General features: G+C 36.5%; 15 protein-coding genes and 1 tRNA gene. 9 read left to right on the forward strand and 7 right to left on the reverse strand.

The features are described 5' to 3' along the window. Window positions 1–815: 815 nt before the first annotated feature. Entirely contained in the window at window positions 816–3,992 is a 3,177-nt protein-coding gene (locus BW946_RS19885) for a S41 family peptidase (RefSeq protein ID WP_076597835.1), read from the forward strand. A 106-nt stretch (window positions 3,993–4,098) separates the two neighbouring features. On the opposite strand, the gene BW946_RS19890 is transcribed toward BW946_RS19885, so the two are convergent. Genes BW946_RS19890 through budA form a run of 3 tightly spaced genes read right to left on the reverse strand, consistent with a single transcriptional unit; the run spans window position 4,099 to window position 6,655 of the window. Further along, window positions 4,099–4,401, reverse strand: coding sequence for a putative quinol monooxygenase (locus BW946_RS19890; RefSeq protein WP_076597836.1), 303 nt, complete (start codon window positions 4,399–4,401; stop codon window positions 4,099–4,101). Window positions 4,402–4,448: 47 nt separating this feature from the next. After that, window positions 4,449–5,861: an L-dopachrome tautomerase-related protein gene (locus BW946_RS19895; protein ID WP_076597837.1), complete on the reverse strand. Its 1,413-nt coding sequence runs from the start codon at window positions 5,859–5,861 to the stop codon at window positions 4,449–4,451. A 23-nt stretch (window positions 5,862–5,884) separates the two neighbouring features. Continuing rightward, the gene (gene budA, locus BW946_RS19900) at window positions 5,885–6,655 is read right to left on the reverse strand and encodes an acetolactate decarboxylase (RefSeq protein WP_076597838.1); all 771 of its coding nucleotides are present in this window, start codon (window positions 6,653–6,655) and stop codon (window positions 5,885–5,887) included. 111 nt (window positions 6,656–6,766) lie between these two features. On the opposite strand from budA, the gene BW946_RS19905 reads away from it, so the two are divergent. From BW946_RS19905 to BW946_RS19915, 3 genes are all read left to right on the forward strand, one after another. Further along, on the forward strand, window positions 6,767–7,609 hold the full coding sequence (locus BW946_RS19905) for an AraC family transcriptional regulator (protein ID WP_076597839.1): 843 nt from the start codon (window positions 6,767–6,769) through the stop codon (window positions 7,607–7,609). A 146-nt stretch (window positions 7,610–7,755) separates the two neighbouring features. Beyond that, a tRNA-Asn gene (locus tag BW946_RS19910) sits at window positions 7,756–7,829 on the forward strand. Window positions 7,830–8,103: 274 nt separating this feature from the next. Continuing rightward, complete coding sequence (locus BW946_RS19915) at window positions 8,104–10,635, forward strand: DUF5686 family protein (RefSeq protein WP_228402662.1); 2,532 nt, start codon at window positions 8,104–8,106, stop codon at window positions 10,633–10,635. 87 nt (window positions 10,636–10,722) lie between these two features. Here BW946_RS19915 and BW946_RS21545 read toward each other — a convergent pair whose 3' ends face one another. The 4 genes from BW946_RS21545 to rplU form a co-directional block, all read right to left on the reverse strand. Beyond that, a complete protein-coding gene (locus tag BW946_RS21545) occupies window positions 10,723–10,887 on the reverse strand; it encodes a bacteriocin-like protein (protein WP_167498883.1) in 165 nt (54 codons plus the stop codon). 204 nt (window positions 10,888–11,091) lie between these two features. Next, complete coding sequence (locus BW946_RS21550) at window positions 11,092–11,259, reverse strand: bacteriocin-like protein (protein WP_170872113.1); 168 nt, start codon at window positions 11,257–11,259, stop codon at window positions 11,092–11,094. A gap of 176 nt (window positions 11,260–11,435) precedes the next feature. Next, window positions 11,436–11,693, reverse strand: a complete 258-nt coding sequence (gene rpmA, locus BW946_RS19920) for a 50S ribosomal protein L27 (RefSeq protein WP_002984034.1) — start codon at window positions 11,691–11,693, stop codon at window positions 11,436–11,438. A gap of 12 nt (window positions 11,694–11,705) precedes the next feature. Next, window positions 11,706–12,284, reverse strand: a complete 579-nt coding sequence (gene rplU / locus BW946_RS19925) for a 50S ribosomal protein L21 (RefSeq protein ID WP_076597840.1) — start codon at window positions 12,282–12,284, stop codon at window positions 11,706–11,708. A 184-nt stretch (window positions 12,285–12,468) separates the two neighbouring features. Here rplU and BW946_RS19930 point away from each other — a divergent pair, with 184 nt between their 5' ends. The 5 genes from BW946_RS19930 to BW946_RS19950 all read left to right on the forward strand — a co-directional run bounded on the left by BW946_RS19930 (window position 12,469) and on the right by BW946_RS19950 (window position 17,354). Further along, window positions 12,469–13,356, forward strand: a complete 888-nt coding sequence (locus BW946_RS19930) for a neutral zinc metallopeptidase (RefSeq protein ID WP_076597841.1) — start codon at window positions 12,469–12,471, stop codon at window positions 13,354–13,356. A gap of 145 nt (window positions 13,357–13,501) precedes the next feature. Then, entirely contained in the window at window positions 13,502–14,590 is a 1,089-nt protein-coding gene (locus BW946_RS19935; protein WP_076597859.1) for an acyltransferase family protein, read from the forward strand. A 74-nt stretch (window positions 14,591–14,664) separates the two neighbouring features. After that, window positions 14,665–15,243 carry a MiaE family protein gene (locus BW946_RS19940; RefSeq protein ID WP_076597842.1) on the forward strand — a complete coding sequence of 193 codons (579 nt, stop codon included), beginning with the start codon at window positions 14,665–14,667 and terminating at the stop codon, window positions 15,241–15,243. 23 nt (window positions 15,244–15,266) lie between these two features. After that, window positions 15,267–15,884 (forward strand): DUF502 domain-containing protein, encoded by a 618-nt coding sequence (locus BW946_RS19945; RefSeq protein WP_076597843.1) that lies wholly within the window; start codon window positions 15,267–15,269, stop codon window positions 15,882–15,884. 93 nt (window positions 15,885–15,977) lie between these two features. Further along, on the forward strand, window positions 15,978–17,354 hold the full coding sequence (locus BW946_RS19950) for a tryptophanase (protein WP_076597844.1): 1,377 nt from the start codon (window positions 15,978–15,980) through the stop codon (window positions 17,352–17,354). Window positions 17,355–17,382: the final 28 nt, after the last annotated feature.

Consider the following 17,382-nt stretch of genomic DNA (forward strand, 5'->3'; position numbering starts at 1 on the left):
GTTCTCAACCAATTTATGCTTATTTTTGAAGAAAGGCTCAGATTATAAAATCCAAGCCCTGACTTTTTAACTTACACACTTTGTGGGATAGTGTCAAGTTTTTTATAATTATCAAAAATGATTGGATTTATTTCACTGTTGAGGGTTACGTTAAAACTCCCTTTTTTCTTTACAAGACTTTCAAAAAAATATTTGTCTTTAAAATAAACTCTCAAATTATCCTGCATCCCCTTTGTTTTTATGATTAATAGATAATAGAGTTTGTTGCGCTTCTTTCTCAATTTCAGACTTTGGTTTTATTCTACCTTCCTGAATGTAATTCAAAACATCTACTTTCAGATAATAACACTTTCTAAATCTCTTACAGTATGGAATCTCTTTTTTAGAGTTCACTACATACAAGGCTTCTTTAAGACATTTGTAATTGTCATTTAACGCAAAGGTTTTGTATTGGGTGCTTAACTTTTAAGAGAGCAAAGACAGAAATCAACTTTTTCGGTTCGCACAAATTTTCACTTAGTTTCACCAGCTACATTAAATGAATATAATCTTTGCATTTTTACCAATATTAAGATTAATACCTAAAAAAGATCGATATTTTCAAATTACCTTCCGTTTTCATAAAATATTTATCTATTTCATTGAATTTTATCAGCCTTCAAAGCATTTTACCTGTAACTATTTCGCCAATACTTCGACTATTATTTTTCAGAGTAATATATACTGAGAAAATTCTCGGCATATAACGACATCTCTACAATGATAAAGAATAATAAAATCAGCGTTATATTATTGCGTAAATACCCAACTGTACCATGAAGAAAACTATTATTTCGTTATTAACAGCATTTTCTATGATAGGAATTTCTGCTCAGGAAAAATCTTATTTTCTATCATGTCCCTCTTTGAGTCCTGATGGAAAAACAGCTTACTTCGCTTATGACGGTGACATCTGGAAAGCAGATTCCAATGGAGGAAATGCTTCAAGAATTACCGCTCTGGACGGAGAAGAGATCAATCCCCGCCTTTCTCCGGATGGAAAATGGCTTGCATTCAGTTCTAATCAATATGGTAACTACGATGTATATGTAATGCCTTCAGAAGGTGGAACCATTAAGCAACTAACCTTTCACACCGGAAGAGACGAAATGGAAAGCTGGGCTTGGGACAGCAAAACGATCTATTTTACTTCCAGCAGAAATAATAATTTCGGTAGTTTTAAAACTACCATTGAAGGCAAAACACCACAAAAACTTTTTAATAATTATTTTAACAACACTAACGGTCTTGCAGAAACTCCTGCCGGGGAATATCTTTTCACGAGTTCTTCAGAAAGTGCCCATCAGTTACAGCGTAAGCGTTATAAGGGGGAAAACAATCCTGATATTCTTGGATACAATCCCAAAAGCAATTCTTTCAAACAGTACACAAGCTATGAAGGAAAAGATTTTAACCCAAGTGTAGATAAAAACGGGATTATCTATTTTATTTCTGATGAAAATAATGGAGAATACAATCTTTATAAAATCGAAAATGATAAAAAAACTGCTTTAACGAAGTTTGATACTTCCATTAAAAAACCATTTGTTTCAGCAGACGGATCCAAAGTTATTTTTGAAAAAGACTATCAACTTTATACTTATGATGTATTCTCAAAAAAAACAACTCCTCTCTACATCAGCCTGAATACGAATAAATCTCTGGAAAAAGCTCAGAATTTTAATGTGGAAAATAATATTTCCTATTATGATGTTTCTCCTGACGGTAAAAAAATGGCATTTATAAGCCGTGGTATCCTATTCGTTTCTGATATTGAAGGAAAATTTGCCCAGCAGGTCTCTGACGGAAAAGAACGTGCCATGGAAGTAAAATGGCTGAAAGACAACCGTACTCTTCTTTATAATCAGACTTATAACGGATATCAGAACTGGTTCACTATTCCGGCAGACGGAAAAGGCCAGCCAAAGCAATTAACAGAAGATTCAAGAAATAACCGCAGCATTACGCTGAATGACGATCTTTCAAAAGCAGTTTATTTAAGCGGAAGAGACGAAGTAAGATTATTGGATTTAAAAAGTTTTACATCTACAACCATTGTAAAGGATGAAATCTGGGCATTCCAAAATTCAAGACCGTCTTTTTCACCTAATAACGAATATGTATTATTTTCTGCAAAAAGAAATTTCGAACTTGATATTTTTATCTATAATATTAAAAAGGGACAGACCCTAAACCTTACCAATACTGGTGTTTCAGAGGAAGATCCTGTATGGTCACCCAATGGTAAATATATTTATTTTGCCAGCGACAGGACCAATCCGTCTTACCCTTTAGGCCTGCAGAAATCTAACATTTACCGTATGGCTTTAGATTGGTTTGACGAACCTTTTAAATCCGAAAAATTCGACAATCTCTTCACTGAAGAAAAGAAGGAAGAAAAATCTTCTGATAAAGAAAAAGATAAGAAGGACAAAAAGGAAGACGACAAGGATAAAGAGAAAAAGGAAGAAAAAGAACCGGTTATCAAAGAATTGAAAGTTAATCCTGATGATACTCTGGACAGAATTGAGCTGGTTACCGACCGGTATGGATATCAGGATGACCCTGCTGTTTTCGCTGATGATAAAAAAGAGATTCTATTATTCAATTCTAATCAGGATAATGGAAAAAGACAGCTGTTCAAAAAGGTATTCACAGATTTTGAGCCTGCCAAATCTGAAAAAGTCTTCGATAAAGCAGCGTATTATTTAACTAAAAATGAGAAAAACCTGTTTGCCCTGATTGAAGGCAATATTTACAAAACAACTATAGCGGCATTGAAGCCTGAAAAGATAAATATCCAATACAGTTTTGATAAAGACCTGGCATCAGAATTTACTCAGATGTATGCTGAAGCATGGACGGGCGTGGAGGAAAACTTCTATGACGAAAAATTTCATGGTATCGACTGGAAAGCTAAAAAAGTGCAGTATGCAAAGTATCTTCCGTATGTTCATAACAGAAATGATCTTCGAATTTTATTGAATGATCTTTTAGGGGAACTTAATTCTTCGCACACCGGATTTTCCTCTACAGGAAAAGAAGAGGCTGTGTATCTGAATTATTTCACCAATGAAACCGGAATTATCTTCAAAAAAGATCAGCCTTACACCGTAGAAAGCATTGTGAGAAAATCCCCGGCTTACCGTTCAGGAGTTGATATCAAACCAGGAGACCAATTGACTTCTGTAAACGGAAAAAAGATTGATCTGAACGAAAATATAGAAACCTATTTTACAAGCCCTAAAAAACAGGACGAGCTTGTTCTTACTTTCAACCGTGATGGTAAAACGGTAATAACCAAAGTACATACGATTTCTAACGGAGAATTAAAAGGATTGCTTTACGACGACTGGATCTACAATAATCATCAGCGTGTAGACAAGCTGAGCAATAACCGCATTGCCTACTCCTGCATGAAAAATATGTCTACTGATGAGCTGGACAGGTTCCTTCTGGATATGGTAGAACAAGAGAACAGAAAAGATGCTGTTATTCTTGATTTACGCTATAACACAGGCGGAAATGTTCATGATAAGGTATTGAATTTCCTTTCTCAGAGACCTTATCTTCAATGGAAATACCGTGAAGGAAAGATTACAACCCAACCCAACTTTGCACCATCCGGAAAGCCTATTGTCCTTTTGATTAACGAAGCTTCACTAAGTGACGCTGAAATGACCGCAGCCGGCTTCAAAGCACTAAAGCTGGGTAAAATTATCGGCCAGGATACTTATCGATGGATTATTTTCACTTCAGCCAAAGGATTGGTAGACGGGTCTTCTTACAGACTTCCTTCATGGGGAACTTACACATTAGACGGACAGAACCTTGAGAAAACAGGAGTGAAACCTGATATTTATGTTAAAAACACGTTCATGGACCGTCTTCAGAACAATGATCCACAGCTGGAAAGAGCTGTTCAGGAAATACTTAAAGATTTAAAGAAATAAAATTTCGGAAGTATAAAAATTAAAAAGATCTGCATTTCTGTAGATCTTTTTGTTTAATATTAAAACCTGTAATTGATTAAAGACAGTTTTTATAATGACAACTATTTTACCCGCCTGAAATTCTTTCCAGTTCAATCAGCTGTATTGGTTCGCTCATCCATTCATGCATCTGTCCCGCGAAGTTTTTAAAATGCTCTGTCTGGGTATGAAATTCAAAAGCTTTGTCATCTTTAAAGGCTTCCCACATATAGAAAGTTCCGGGGGATTTTTTATCTTCAAAAAGAATATAATAAATACAGCCGGCTTCATTTCGGGTAGGATCTATGAGCTGCAGCAAAGCATTTTTCAATTCTTCTCTTTTCTCCGGTTTAGACTTCAGTACTGCTACTGACTTAAATTCTTTGTTCATTGCGTTAGATATTTTTATGTGATGGATGTTGATAAGAAATTTTAAGGCTATAGTTTCACCCGATATATAAAATAAGGAGGTTTTCCGGCATCCGGCTGTCCGGAAAAGGCGGTTGTTGTATGAAGCTGGTTCACTGAAATATACAGATAACCATCATCTGTGACTGCAATATTATCTGGCCATTGTAGCTTAGGATCTTTAATCAACCCGGTAAGTTTCCCATTTTTATCAAGCTTACTTATACCATGACCTCCAAGGTTTGTAATATAATGATTCCCTTGTTTATCTGTAGCTACACCATCACTCACTGGTTTTTCTCCAAATTTCTTAATGGAATTCCCTATTGTATTATCATCTTTATTTTCTCTGAAAAGTCTGGCTGGAATTTCATACCATGCTGTCCCGTTCATAGAGCCAAAAAATAATGTTTCCCTGTCATCTGATAGGGTAATAGGATTAACCCCCACACGCGATGGTTTTCCACCAAAATCAATGACTTTTCCATCAATAATCATATCTACATCCTCTGTCTGTAAAGCCGGATGCCCACTAAATCTTCTGGCTTTTTTCGTTTTTAAATTCAGAGCAATAATCCCCGGGTTGGCAATATCAGCAAGGTAGACCCAGCCATTCTTTTCATCTATCGCAACATCCTGAATGAAGCTCCCTTTCGGCGCAATATCGGCCGGCAGCTCTATCTTTTCTGCCACTTTGTTCTTTTTAAGATCAAAACACCACAGACGCGTCTTACCGAGACCCAATCCCATATCAATCATCCAAAGGCGGTTTTCTTTATCTGTGATGACTCCAAGCGGAGTATCGAATTGATTATCATTAGGCTGCTGACCATTTTTCTGGAATTCGGGAGATGGAAAAGGCTTTGCCTTGCCATTAATAATTTCGACTAATTGTTGTTTAGGGTCTGATAAAGGATGCATCGTTGCAAATACCCTCCCGTTATGGCTTACCGCAACATTTCCCGGTCTGGTATCATTAAACTGTGCAACAATTTCAAGTTCTTTCCCTTCTTTTGAAAGATAAGATGCCGATCCCTCTACCCAGTCTTTACGTACCGGAGTAAAGAAATCCAGATCTTCAGTACCGTCTTCAAGGCAGAAAAACTCATGTGTAACACCTGCAGGTATCACCAGCACACCGCCGGCCTTCACAATATATTCTTTACCATTCATGAGTACTTTTACACTCCCTTTAGTGATGTACGTCACCTGTTCGTTCGGATGGTTATGAGGAGCAACATGAGCATCTTTATCCATTTTCCAGAAAGCAAATGTACTTTCTGTACCAGATACCCATTTGCGCTTTAGCCCTTTGTCTACCTGCTCCCAGATTCCTTTATTAAAATCCGTCTGAAGCACTTTCTGTTGTGCCTGAACTGAATTGAAAAAAAACATAAATGCCATTGAAGGCAGAGACAATAATCTTTTGTTTTTTATTTGCATATCAAATAGTTATATACTTATTATTAATATTGAGCACTTGGCTCTGAAGATTTCCATTGACGCCGATAACCGTCATTACTTTTGCCGGGCAAAATAAGCTCATAAGCATTTTTTTCATCAAGCTGTACGGTAATTTTTGCAGAGTCGAAAGTGCCTTCTATTAAGTGACCACCAACTCGCTTATCTTCAGATAAAAAGTGGAAATGAAACGGAGAGAGATCCAAACCACCAATATAAGAGGGGTTATAAAATCCTGTAAGCGTTCCTTTTATATTCTGTTTTTTATACAGCGGACGGGTTTTCATCAAAACAGCAATCCCCGTTGTATCTTTTTCATGAACTTTTTCTGCTCCGCCTAATGTCACATTCATGAAAGTGGTCTCTATTTTTACAGCATAAAAACGATTGGAAGACGGAAGGACCTCCAACAGCTTCTTCATCAGCATATCTGTTGTCTGAATATTCTCCAGCGTAATAAGATGATCTTTTTTAAAAAAGGTAAATGATCCGAAAGGAACCAGCCTTTTATTATCCGCAATTTCAACTGAGCCATCTGAAGCAATCCTATAAACATTTCCATCCAATGCAATGAGTTCACCATCAAGAAGATTATAAGTTCCCAAGCCGAAGTCTCCTTTCTTTTTAAGATCTTGTACCGTAAGATCTCCGGTATATACCCCATTTCTCATAGCATCCATAGAAGAATAATGGAAAATTTTGTCTACAGGCTGCTGAGCTTTCAGAAAAGCAAACAATGCCGTTACTACTATTGTATTGAATAATTTTTTAATCATATTCTATAATTCCAAAATTGAATAGAGCAAAATTATACTGATAATTAGCAAATTACCTGTATAAAATCTCCTTATTTTTGTATAATTTTGCCTACCCATAAAATAACACTCATGAACAGAGAAGTCTTATATGAACCTTATAGCATTCATTTTGAAACGCTGGAAACATTCCCTGATAAGGAAAGCAGAAAGAATTTTTTTGAGCTCGTCTTTATTTTATCGGGAACAGGCCAGCACTGTATTAACAAGCACAGCTTTGCCTATTCGGATAATCATATGTTTCTTCTGACACCACAGGATTGCAGCCAGTTCTGGATTGATACCACAACGCGGTTTTTCTTCCTGAGATTCAGTAATATTTATTTGAAAAATGATAAGATTTCGAAAGAAAATATCAAACGTCTGGAATTTATTCTTGAAAATGCCAACCACAAACCGGGATGTATTTTAAAAAACCAGACGGACAAAACACTGGTAAGACCTATCGTAGAAGCTCTGATTCGGGAAGCCGTGAATAAAGATGTGTACCACAGTGACATAACCACACAACTCATTAATACACTTATCGTTATCGTTGCCCGCAATATTGCGAAATATCTGCCTCAGAAGATAGATGAAGCTTCTGAATCAAGAATCATTAGTATTCTGAATTATATCCAGGCCAATATCTATGACCCTGAAAAAATACGAACTGAAAATATCTGTAAAGAGTTCGGATTTTCTGAAAATTATTTAGGTAAATACTTTAAAAAACATAGTGGTGAAACCCTGCAGTCTTATGTGAATAATTATAAAACGACATTAATAGAGCACCGTTTAAAACACAGCAGCAACAGAATTTCAGAGATTGCTGATGAACTGGGATTCACGGATGAGAGCCATCTTAATAAATTTTTCAAAACACAACGTGGGAAAAGCCCCAAAGCCTACAGGCAGGAAAATATGAAATCATGAATAATCTCCTGCTCATCACCAAAAATATTTAAAATTTAATTTATTGAAAAATAAACCAATAGCTTTTTTCGTTCAATATTCAAGAATAAAAACTTGCTTGGTACAGATATTCCTATTATATTTGCACCACTTAAAACAAAGGAAATTCCTCCTTAGCTCAGTTGGTTAGAGCATCTGACTGTTAATCAGAGGGTCGCTGGTTCGAGCCCAGCAGGAGGAGCAAAAAAGACTTACAAAATGTAAGTCTTTTTCTTTTTATAAACCCTTCATAACAGCAGCAAAATATTTCTAAAAAGCAGGAACTCAACCTTTCTTTTAATTCCCTGATTATTATATTTTAAGCATTACAATTTCCCAATTAATTTTTAACCCATACATATATTATTTTCGCTATTTTTGTCGTTTTATAGGATAGAATAAAAATATTTTATTTTTTTACCTGTTTTTAAATAAACTGCATGCTTTTTGTTTATGCTAATTGCCTGAAGAAACGAATGATGTTAAACAATAACTCCCCAAAACACTATCTTTTATTATTTTTCCTGATTCTCACCAGTTCAGTATGTGCTCAAAACAAAGCCAGCGGTAAGGTGGTTGACGAAAAGAACAATAAAGAGCTGAATAAAGTTGATATTTTTATCAACAATGATAAAACACCCTCCCTGACGACAACTTCAGGCAGTTTCATCATTCAGTCTGATAGCATTATTCATCAGTTAAGATTTTCCAGAAAAAATTATACCGCAGAAACCCTTGATATTACCCCTGAAAATGCTGAAAATATTTTTGTACAGCTTTCGCAGGCTAAGGTGAGTGACATTCAGGAGATTGTTCTTAAAAGCGGTAAAACAAAATACAAAAACAAGAAAGAAAATCCGGCTTATGCCATTATGCAGAAAGTATGGGCGCAAAAAAGAAATAACGGGCTGGAAAAATTCGATACTTATTCATATAAAGAATACGAAAAAACACAGTTTGATCTGAACAATCTTGACAGTGCCTTCATGAAGAAAAAGATTTTCAATAAACTGGATTTCATTTTCAGTTATGCTGATTCTACTGCGAGTGGAAGGCTTGGCCTTCCTATCTTCCTGAATGAAGCAGTTTATGAAAATTATGGCAGGAACAAACCAGATAAGGACAGCAAAAGAACTCTGGTTGCCCAAAAGACTTCTGGGTTTCAGGACAATCAGGTGATCACAGTTTCAGCTAAAAACCTGTATCGTGATATTAATATTTACGATAATACCCTTAATTATTTCGATATTGGTTTCCAGAGTCCCGTGGGAACAGATGGTTTCGGCACCTATGACTACAGTCTTATGGATACCATTACAATTCGTGGTGAAAAAGCATTCCAGATAAGATACCAGCCGAAGAGAAAAGATATCCTTGCATTTCAGGGAAACCTTTATATTGATACAGATACTTATGCCGTTTTAGGCGCAACATTGAAATCAACACAGAAAATCAATGTTAACTTTGTCAACAGTGTCTATACCCAAGTGGAATACGATAATCCAGATGATGCTACATTTCTTCCCAAAAAACTGGTGACCGAATTTGAAATGAGTCCTTTTTCAAAAAAGAAAGGAGCAAAAAGTATCATCGCCAAGAGATCGGTAGATTATTCCGATTATCAGTTCAACAAACCTCTTGACCCCAAAGTATTTAAGCGTACCGAAGAAGAATACGAAGACAAATTTACCAATAAAGATGATGCTTACTGGACAAAAGTCAGACCTGACACTTTATCCAAAGCAGAACAGGGAGTTTACAATATGCTTGACCAGCTTCAGCAGACACCCAAATTCAATCGGATGGTAAAACTTTTTGAAACCCTGGGATCACGTCATTATAATGCATTTAAAGGCATTGATATAGGCCCTATATTCTCGATTTACGGAAGAAATGAAGTGGAAGGAGACCGGATAAGATTAGGGGCAAGAACCTATTTTGGATTGAATGATACCTGGAGAGCTCAGTTTTACACGGCATATGGATTTAAAGATCAGCAGATTAAGTATGGAGTAGAGGCAAGATACATGTTCAATAAGCTTAACCGTTTTATGATTGGTGCAGGAACCAGCAGAGATATTGTTCAGCTTGGAGGACAGCTTACATCCGGTGATGGTGTGACACCACAGTCCTCATCTACCAGTACCTTTTTTGCAAGAGGAGAAAATATTTCCTTAAGTTCTGTAAACAAAACAAGCGTTTTTGCAGCTATTGAACCATGGAAGAACTTCCAGATCAGAGTAGATGGAGTGATGCAGAGTATTAAGTCTGCTATTCCTGAGAAATTCAATCTGATGTATTATAAAGACGGACAGTTGAGACAAACAGTTAATGACTCTCACGTTACCATCAGTTTAATTGCCAAACCTGGTGCAAAATTCTCACAAACCGGTATTGACCGTTACCAAGCCAGAAACTTAGCTCCAACTATCGTTTTAAGATACACAAGAGGTATTGAAGGATTATTCAATGCTGACTTCAATTATGACAAGCTTCAATTCATGCTTTATAAGCCATTTTTAATTGGAAGTATGGGGAAACTAGTTGTCAATTTCGAAGCAGGAAAGAACTTCAGCACAGTTCCACTGGCACTACAGAATATTATTCCTGCCAACCTTTCATATGGTTTGGTACCGAATACATTCTCCCAGCTTAATTATTACGAATTTGTTACTGATGCCTATACTACACTTCAGCTGGAGCATCATTTTAATGGTAAGATCCTTTCTTACATTCCTTTGATTAAAAAATTGAAACTGAGAGAAGTTGCATTTATCAGAGGAGCTTACGGAACATTAAGCGATGCTTCCAAAGCAATCAACGTAGAAGGATTTAAATACTCTGCACCAAGCGAACATATCTATTATGAATACGGATTCGGAATTGAAAATATAGGAATCGGAAATCTTAGAATCTTCAGAGTAGATTTCAACTGGAGAGGAAATTATCTTGACAGACCGGATATCTCAAAGTTCGGTGTTAAAGCAGGTTTTCAGGTAGGATTCTAAATAAAATAATACATTAAAAACAGTTTCGGCGGCATCTTCGATGCCGCCGAAACTGTTTTTAAAGCTTTACAACAAAGTCGGAGATGATCAAAAGCACTCACAGCCTTCTACATCAAGAAGACAACGCATTTTCTGCTCCTTTGTCAATCCGCACCATACACTACATGATGTAATTGGTTTCGCCGGACACCATACTTCTCCTCCGTTAATACTTCTCAGGCTGGCTTTTGTTAATTTTCTTAAATTTTTCATGATTGTTTAGTTTTATGTGTGGCCTACTCTCTTTGCTTTTCGGCTTCCGCAATGATTTATTTATTTGATTACTGACAAATATATCAATATTTCACAGCAATGAGATATTATTTAATTTTTTAATATTAAAAAAAGCTGAACCTTTAATAGTGTTCAGCTCTGCTTTGTATCTTAAAGAATAGTACAATCTATAGCTGCACTGTCTTATTCAAAGCAATCTGTGCATGGCTGAGAAAGCATACAGTGTGATTTCTGCCATGGAGACCATCTGCACCATTCATCACAAGACTGGAACATAGAAGAACATTCTGATGCTACACCTCCTGTTATCTCTTTTAGACTCTTTCTGCTCAATTTTCTTACATTTTTCATAGATATTTTGTTTTAATATTTGCCTACTCTTTATGCTTTTCGGCTTTCGCAATTGACTCAAAACCGGCCAGTTGGCAAATATAAAATATTTCACGAATAAAAGAATAGTATGAAAACCGGTAAATAAAAAAACCTCAGTAAAAACTGAGGTTTTAATTTTTATAAAAACGCCAAAATTATGCGTTTGGCTCTACAGATACGAAAGATCTGTTGTTTGCTTTCTTTCTGAAAACTACTTTACCATCTACTAATGCAAACAAAGTGTGATCTTTACCGATTCCCACGTTATCACCTGGGTGGTGCTGAGTACCTCTTTGTCTAACAATAATATTTCCGGCAATAGCTTCTTGTCCTCCGAAAATCTTCACACCTAATCTTTTAGAGTGAGACTCTCTACCGTTCTTGGAACTACCGACTCCTTTCTTGTGTGCCATTTTATTACTGGATTATTTATTAAGTGCTTTAAATTGATCGATATTCTTAATGATAGCAGCATCTACTTCTTCATGAGTAAGAATATTCTTTTCTAATTCCACTTTAACTGCTTTACCTAAAGTAATTAAAGTTTCTCTGTTCTCTTTAGACTGAGACAAATTGTTTTTCTTTAAGTGATAGTTCAATTCATGATCTTCACCAAAGTTAACAGTTGCGTTGTCTGAAAGAACTTCACCTTTCACAGTTTCTTTTTTAGCAGCAGCTTTTTTAGCTCCTCCTTCAAAACCTGTAATCCCAGTGATTACGATTTGAGTTAAAGATTGTCTGTGACCGTTTTTCACTTTGTAACCTTTTCTTCTTTTCTTTTTGAAAACGATTACTTTATCAGCTTTAACGTGGTCAAGGATCTCTGCTTCTACAGTGATTCCGTTTACAGCTGGGGCGCCTACAGTGATTGCACCGTTTACAGTAAGAAGAACTTTATCGAAAGAAACTTTTCCTCCTTTATCTCCTTTTAAACGGTTTACAAACAACTTCTGGTCTTGCTCAACTTTGTATTGAAGCCCTGCTATTTCTACAATTGCAAACATTGTTTATAAATTTTTAGTTATTTCGAGGTGCAAATATACATATAAATTTCTAAATAGCTTACAATCAAAGCAATGTTTTTTTTAATAAAATTCTGTTCACTATGTTTTGAATAATTTTTTCCAATAATGTACTCACACTTAAGAGATAATTTCATAACTTCGTTATACCAAATTGATATTAAATATGAAAAGAAACTTTAATCTCTGCTTACTAGCAGGTGCCATTGCTGTTACTTCTTTAACAGCATGCCGTGATGACCAAATGGACAACAATGTTCAACCCGAACAAGAGGTACTGACTGCAAAACCCGACCAACCGGGATCTACTGAAAAAGGCTGCTCTTATGTAGACAACAACTGGAGCTCCAATTCAGTTTTACTGACCGGACTTCAAAACTCCACAGACACCAATTTTATGAACGGTCAGATGACTAAAATTGCAAGCATGTGGGGAAGAAGCAACCCTACCCTACGTTTTGTGAATGATCCATCCAATTTCAATTCAACGTACAATGCCATTTCTTATTCTACAGGAAAGATCTATTATGGCTATGCTATCTATTATGATGCAAAATCAAAAGGTGGCGACATTGTAAACGCAATGATCCTTGCACATGAATACGGCCATCAGTTACAATACATCTTCAACCTTCCATCTGTATCAGAATCAACGTACAGACCGAATGAGCTTGAAGCAGATGGTTTTGCAGGATATTATCTGAGAAGACCTAACGGGTACAATAAAACCAGCTTCCCGGAAATTGCAGCAGCCTATGAATTTGCTCAAAGTATCGGTGATTATCAGACAACCAATGTCAACCATCACGGAACACCTGCACAAAGAAGATCTGCAGTTCGTTTAGGATTCCTTTTAGGCCAGTATAAACTTAATGCTTCGAATTTCGATTACAACTTCTTCTATTACTATCAGGGAGTATTAAATGGCACTTACAAGATGGCTAAGAATACCGTAAATCCTGAAATTGATGCCTACATGAGCCAATATATAGATGAGCTGAAAAAAATTCAGACAGGAGAAATTTCTGCGGAAGAATTTAAACATCTTCAATAAACAAGAACATTCATTTTTAGCATATTTAAGAAAGGAGGCGGACAGTATGTTCCGCCCCTTTTTGCTTTCAAAGCTTTTTATACTCAAACAAATCAATTTGTTTGTATTTTTGAAAAATAATAAAAAAACTTCCAACCCATCTATAATGAACAGAGATCTATATATTGATTTCGCCAAAGGACTGGCAACACTTTCCATCATTTTTATCCATACCGCTTTCTGGTCCGGACAATTTTATATTCCCGCAGAAGTAAGAGTCTTTTCGCTGGTTTTTGATGTGGCTCTTTTTTATGCACTAAGCGGCATCACTTCAGGAGCCAATATTGAAAAAACTTTGTACCGGCTTCTGAAGCTCCAGATTACCTATATGATTTTTGTAACCTTCCTGTTCTTTTCAGATTACTTCTTTAAAGTTTTCGGACTGAGTTTCTTTTCGATGGAATGGCTGCAGAATTTTTATTCCACATTTGGATCAAAATACGCCACAACCGGCATTTCAGCATATCCTCAATGGGAAAATCTTGGAAACTGGTATCTCCATCAGTATATTAACGCTGATACTTTTCCGGTGGTAATGGGAAGCTTCTGGTATCTCAAAGTATATTATGTACTTACCGTTTTGGGAGTACTTATTTTAAGGTTCTTCCCGAAACATGTCAATTGGTTTATCGGGCTGTGTATTGCCTTAACCTTATTATTCAATATCTTCCCGGAATATTATCCGACAGGACAAGTGGGTTATGTTGCTTTCTACCTTGCTGTTTTTTTAACGGGGCATAAAATGCAGGGAAAAAAAATTCCTGCAAAAGTAATTCCTGTATTGTATGCAATTGTAGGAGCAGCCTTAGTATGGCAGTTCTGGTATTATGGGAACGACATTTTTTATAAAATCAATAAAAATAAATTCCCGCCGAAAATACCTTATATCATCTGGGCATTATTCTCTCTGGTAACCTTATTTGCACTTTATAACCGACTGAAAATCACAAAAGAAAACTTCATCACCTATATCGGAAAGAATGCCATCTTCTTCTATTTTGCACAGGGAATAAGTTCTTCGTTAGTTTATTTCCTGGTGGTTCCGTTAAAAGAAAATATGCCATGGTGGCTTTTAATGCTCATTATTTATGGAATTAATATCATTTTAGCCTTCCTCATTTCTGCAGGACTGAAAAAAGTGGATACATGGGGCTGGAATATTCTGGAATTCTTAAGAAGAAAGACCGCAGCTTAAGACTTTAATGATCAAATTGAAATAAAGTCACATTTCTTACTTCAATTTGTTTAAATTTACAAAAATTTTACAACATGTTTAAGTTGAAACTACCTACCGACCCAAGGTGGGCAAATATTGCAGAAGGAAACATTGGAGAAATTTTAACAGATCATGCCTGGTGCGAACAAAAAGCAGCAACCAATGCCATAGGCCTGATCACGATGCTTCCTGAATATCCCGAAATTGTAACTGAGCTTCTTGCCATTGCACAGGAAGAACTGGATCATTTCAATCAGGTACATGAGATCATCAAAAAAAGAGGCTTTACTTTCGGAAGAGCAAGAAAAGATGATTACGTGAATGAACTGGCAAAATTTATCATTCAGGGAAGCAGAGAAGACCTCATCGTAGACAAAATGCTTTTTGCTGCTATGATCGAAGCCAGAAGCTGTGAAAGATTCAAGGTTCTTACCGAAAATATCAAAGACGAAGAACTGAAGGTTTTCTATAAAGAACTGATGATTTCTGAAGCCAATCATTACACTACTTTCATCGGGTTTGCAAGACAACTCGGAGACCCTGAAAAAGTAAACAAACGTTGGGAAGAATGGCTGGAATATGAAGCCGGCATTATTAAGTCCTACGGAAATAAAGAAACCATCCACGGTTAAAATAAAACAGTAAAGAATATCCCTTGAAGAAGCCAAGCTTTGAAAATATCGCCAATCTGTTCCTGAAGAATTTCTTCCAGGGGTTGGTTATCATTGGCCCTATCGGGCTTACCATTTTTGTGATCTGGTATATTGTAAGTGCGATTGACAACCTTGTTCCTTCCCTTGCCAAGCAGATTCCGGGGCTTGTATTTGTATCAACCATACTGTTTACAGCTATTTTAGGATATTTAGGAAATAAATTCGTGGTCGGAAGATTCTTTTTTGACACAATGGACAGCTTACTGGAGAAAACTCCGGGAGTAAAACATATTTACACTCCTACGAAAGACGTAATGTCCTCATTTGTAGGCGACAAGAAAAAATTCAACGATCCTGTATGGGTAAAGACCAATGAAAATCCGGAAATCTGGAGAATCGGTTTTTTAACTCAAAAAGAAATGTCAGACGTTGACAAGCATAATTACGTTGCGGTATATCTTCCCCACTCGTACGCCATCTCGGGTTGGGTAATTGTTACTGAAGAAAAAAACATCAAACCTGTAGTGGGAATGACAGCAGCTTCTGCCATGAAGTTCGCGGTGAGCGGCGGTGTAGCCGGATTCCATTCTGATGAAAATATATTTAAGGCTCCGGAATAATCTCTTTTCCGACTTATCTATACATTGATGAATTTTGAAAAATTACTTTCAAGCACATTTTCTTTACAAACAATTTAAAACATAATTTAACTCATGAATTTACCGTACGCGGAACCTTTCCGCATTAAAATGGTGGAAGAAATCTATCAGTCCACCAGAGAAGAAAGAGAGCAATGGCTTAAAGAAGCTAATTATAACCTTTTCAACCTAAGATCTTCACACGTTTATATTGACCTGCTTACCGATTCAGGAACGGGAGCAATGTCTGATAGACAATGGTCTGCTTTGATGACCGGAGATGAAAGCTATGCTGGATCACGTTCTTTTGAACAATTACAGAAAACCGTTGAAAGCATCACAGGATTCAAATATTTATTACCAACTCACCAGGGAAGAGCTGCTGAAAACGTTCTTTTCTCAGTATTGGTAAAAGAAGGCGATGTAGTTCCCGGGAACTCGCATTTTGACACTACAAAAGGACATATCGAAATCAGAAAGGCACATGCTATCGACTGTACGATAGACGAAGCTTTTGATATTAATGACCTTCATCCTTTCAAGGGAAACATCAACCTTGAAAAACTGGAAGAAGTTTATAAAAGCCATCCTAAAGAAAATATTCCTTTCTGTTTAATTACCATTACGTGTAACTCTTCCGGAGGACAACCTGTTTCTCTGGAAAACATGAAAGCTGTAAAAGCTCTTTCTGACCAATACGGAATCCCGGTATTCTTCGATTCAGCGAGATTTGCTGAGAATGCTTACTTCATCAAAAAAAGAGAGGTAGGACAGGAAAACAGAAGCATTAAGGAGATCTGTAAGGAAATTTTCTCTTACGGAGACGGAATGACAATGAGTTCTAAAAAAGACGGTTTAGTAAACATCGGAGGATTCATTGCTTTGAATAATGAGGAAGTTTTCAGAAAAGCATCCAATTTTACCATTATTTATGAAGGTTTCATTACCTATGGCGGTATGGCAGGAAGAGATATGGCAGCATTAGCGGTAGGTCTGGATGAAGCTACAGAGTTCGCTTATCTTGAAAGCAGAATCTCACAGGTTGAATATCTGGGCAATAAATTAATTGAATACGGAATCCCTGTTCAGAAACCTATCGGAGGACACGCTGTATTCATCGATTCTTTAAACTTCCTTCCGAATGTATCCCGTGAAGAATATCCGGCACAGACCTTAGGGCTTGAAATTTATAAGGAAGCAGGGATCAGAACTGTAGAAATCGGTACATTACTTGCGGACAGAGATCCTGCTACTAGAGAAAACCGTTATCCGAAATTAGAGCTGGTAAGACTGGCTATTCCAAGAAGAACCTACACCAACAACCATATGGATTATATTGCTGCTGCCATCAGAAACGTATATGAAAGACGTGAAGAAATAGCAAAAGGATATAAGATCACCTGGGAACCGGAAATCTTAAGACACTTTACTGTTCAGCTTGAAAAGGCTTAATGATAGAACCGGAAATTTTTTCCGGTTT

The sequence above is a fragment of the Chryseobacterium sp. RU33C genome (genome assembly GCF_900156015.1).
Classification (GTDB): Bacteria; Bacteroidota; Bacteroidia; order Flavobacteriales; family Weeksellaceae; genus Chryseobacterium; species Chryseobacterium candidae.

Coding starts and splice junctions, on each gene's coding strand:
- BW946_RS19885 (WP_076597835.1), top strand. CDS start 816: ATGAAGAAAACTATTATTTCGTTATTAACAGCATTTTCTATGATAGGA.
- BW946_RS19890 (WP_076597836.1), bottom strand. CDS start 4,401: ATGAACAAAGAATTTAAGTCAGTAGCAGTACTGAAGTCTAAACCGGAG.
- BW946_RS19895 (WP_076597837.1), bottom strand. CDS start 5,861: ATGCAAATAAAAAACAAAAGATTATTGTCTCTGCCTTCAATGGCATTT.
- budA (WP_076597838.1), bottom strand. CDS start 6,655: ATGATTAAAAAATTATTCAATACAATAGTAGTAACGGCATTGTTTGCT.
- BW946_RS19905 (WP_076597839.1), top strand. CDS start 6,767: ATGAACAGAGAAGTCTTATATGAACCTTATAGCATTCATTTTGAAACG.
- BW946_RS19915 (WP_228402662.1), top strand. CDS start 8,104: ATGATGTTAAACAATAACTCCCCAAAACACTATCTTTTATTATTTTTC.
- BW946_RS21545 (WP_167498883.1), bottom strand. CDS start 10,887: ATGAAAAATTTAAGAAAATTAACAAAAGCCAGCCTGAGAAGTATTAAC.
- BW946_RS21550 (WP_170872113.1), bottom strand. CDS start 11,259: ATGAAAAATGTAAGAAAATTGAGCAGAAAGAGTCTAAAAGAGATAACA.
- rpmA (WP_002984034.1), bottom strand. CDS start 11,693: ATGGCACACAAGAAAGGAGTCGGTAGTTCCAAGAACGGTAGAGAGTCT.
- rplU (WP_076597840.1), bottom strand. CDS start 12,284: ATGTTTGCAATTGTAGAAATAGCAGGGCTTCAATACAAAGTTGAGCAA.
- BW946_RS19930 (WP_076597841.1), top strand. CDS start 12,469: ATGAAAAGAAACTTTAATCTCTGCTTACTAGCAGGTGCCATTGCTGTT.
- BW946_RS19935 (WP_076597859.1), top strand. CDS start 13,502: ATGAACAGAGATCTATATATTGATTTCGCCAAAGGACTGGCAACACTT.
- BW946_RS19940 (WP_076597842.1), top strand. CDS start 14,665: ATGTTTAAGTTGAAACTACCTACCGACCCAAGGTGGGCAAATATTGCA.
- BW946_RS19950 (WP_076597844.1), top strand. CDS start 15,978: ATGAATTTACCGTACGCGGAACCTTTCCGCATTAAAATGGTGGAAGAA.